At 40.5% G+C, this 1868-nt stretch carries 2 protein-coding genes and 1 pseudogene; all 3 read right to left on the bottom strand.

Annotated features, from left to right (window positions below; translation table 11 throughout):
* Nucleotides 1-50: 50 nt before the first annotated feature.
* Entirely contained in the window at nt 51-671 is a 621-nt protein-coding gene (locus tag CXF78_RS15965; protein ID WP_102037336.1) for a glutathione S-transferase family protein, read from the bottom strand.
* 138 nt (nt 672-809) lie between these two features.
* A complete protein-coding gene (locus CXF78_RS15960) occupies nt 810-1481 on the bottom strand; it encodes a type 1 glutamine amidotransferase domain-containing protein (RefSeq protein ID WP_219622085.1) in 672 nt (223 codons plus the stop codon).
* A 43-nt stretch (nt 1482-1524) separates the two neighbouring features.
* Nucleotides 1525-1868, bottom strand: a pseudogene (locus CXF78_RS15955) (NADP-dependent oxidoreductase); the annotation flags it as partial.

Genomic DNA, 1868 nt, shown 5'->3' with positions numbered 1-1868 from the left:
GAAAAAAGACGAACTCAGTTCGTCTTTTTAGTGCCGATACAATCTAATCATTATCGATCGTGTTCAGCTTCTATCTGCATGGCTTTTTTAAATGATGCATGGCTCATTAGCTGTTGATAGTACTTCGCAATATTAGGATACTTGTCAAACTCACCATTTTGGCCAACAAGCTCTGCAATAAACGACATCATAATATCTGCACCGCTAAGACGGTTACCGACTAAATATGACTTACCGTCTAAACGGTCATTAACATAGCTGATGACTTTTGCCGTTTCTGCATCGGCATATCCACCGATAAAGCGAGTGTCTGCGCCATCCATTTTAACAAAGATTTTCAGTAATAATGGCAAAGCAGCCGAGCTTTCAGCAAAATGCATCCATTGTAAGTAATCGATATAATCTGCTGTGCCTATTGCTGGCATCAGTTTATCAGCGCCATAGGTTTGAATTAAATACTCGGTAATCGCGCCCGACTCAGCAATGGTATAACCGCTCGCTTCTAATACTGGTGATTTACCTAATGGATGAACCGCTTTTAACGATTCTGGCGCTAAAAATGTGGTTGCATCACGCTGATACGCAACCAGCTCATAGTCCACTCCCAATTCTTCTAATAACCAAATTATGCGTTTTGAACGTGATTTATTTAAATGATGTAGTTTAATCATTAAGCCATCCTGGTACTGTTAGTGAGTAAAAAAACAAACCCAATCAACAACTCACTGGGTTTGCTTTTATCAATCAACTTATTCTGTTATTTCGAGTTAACGTTAAGTGCAACCACTTAACCAAGCAGCTTATTAGCTTTATAAAGCTAACATTTTCTCAGCCACTAGCTCAGACGATGCAGGGTTTTGACCGGTAACGAGTTTACCGTCAACTACCGCATACGGATGCCAGTCGTCACCCTTAGAGTAGGTTGCACCATTTTGCTGTAGCATATCTTCAACCAAAAACGGTACAACGTTAGTTAACTGTACTGCTTCTTCTTCACCATTAGTAAAACCAGTGACATTTTTACCGGCAACAAGTGGGGTTCCGTCTGGCTTTTTAGGGTACTTAAGTGCAGCTGGTGCATGACATACTAAACCTAAAAGTTTATCTGTTTTGTAGCACTGCTCAATTAACGCAATAGAGTCTTTATCATTAGTTAAATCCCATAATGGACCATGACCGCCTGGATAAAATACCGCATCATAATCTGCTACATTAACTGATGCCAAAGTATGAGTATTGGCTAGTAACGCCTGCGCTGTAGCATCGGTGGCAAAACGGCGTGTTGAGTCAGTTTGAAAATCAGCTTCATCACTTTTCGGATCTAATGGTGGTAAACCACCTTTAGGTGAAGCCAAAACAACCTCAACACCTTTATCAGTAAATGTGTAGTATGGCGCCGCTAATTCTTCCAACCAAAAACCGGTTTTCTCACCTGTGTCGCCTAATTTATCGTGTGACGTTAATACCATTAATACTTTCATGATGATTCCTTAAATACTGTTTGTTTAACTGTAATCAATTAGATTACAGAGGATTGTTTACTTTAATCACAACCTTGCCGAAATTTTCGCCCTTTAGTAGCCCAATAAAGGCTGCGGCCATATTTTCAAGACCATCGACAATTTGTTCACGATATTGAATCTTACCTTCACCAAGCCATTGGCCCATATCTTTGGCAAACTCTGGATAGCTGTCGCCATAATCGTCAAAAATAATAAAGCCTTGCATCTTAATGCGCTTAACCAGCAAAGTGCCCATCAGTAATGACAAACGATCAGGACCATCCGGTAACGAAGTCGCGTTATACTGCGAAATTAATCCACACACTGGCACTCGAGCACCGGTATTTAATAACGGTAAAACCGCAT

The sequence above is a fragment of the Shewanella sp. 11B5 genome, assembly GCF_002836795.1.
In the GTDB taxonomy this organism is placed as follows: domain Bacteria; phylum Pseudomonadota; class Gammaproteobacteria; order Enterobacterales; family Shewanellaceae; genus Shewanella; species Shewanella frigidimarina.
Note: the sequence above shows the minus strand (reverse complement) of the source record. Positions and strands in the feature narration are given on the sequence as shown.

What these genes read in the sequence shown, in the direction of transcription:
- CXF78_RS15965 (WP_102037336.1), bottom strand. Translation starts at nt 671, where the DNA reads ATGATTAAACTACATCATTTAAATAAATCACGTTCAAAACGCATAATT.
- CXF78_RS15960 (WP_219622085.1), bottom strand. Translation starts at nt 1,481, where the DNA reads ATGAAAGTATTAATGGTATTAACGTCACACGATAAATTAGGCGACACA.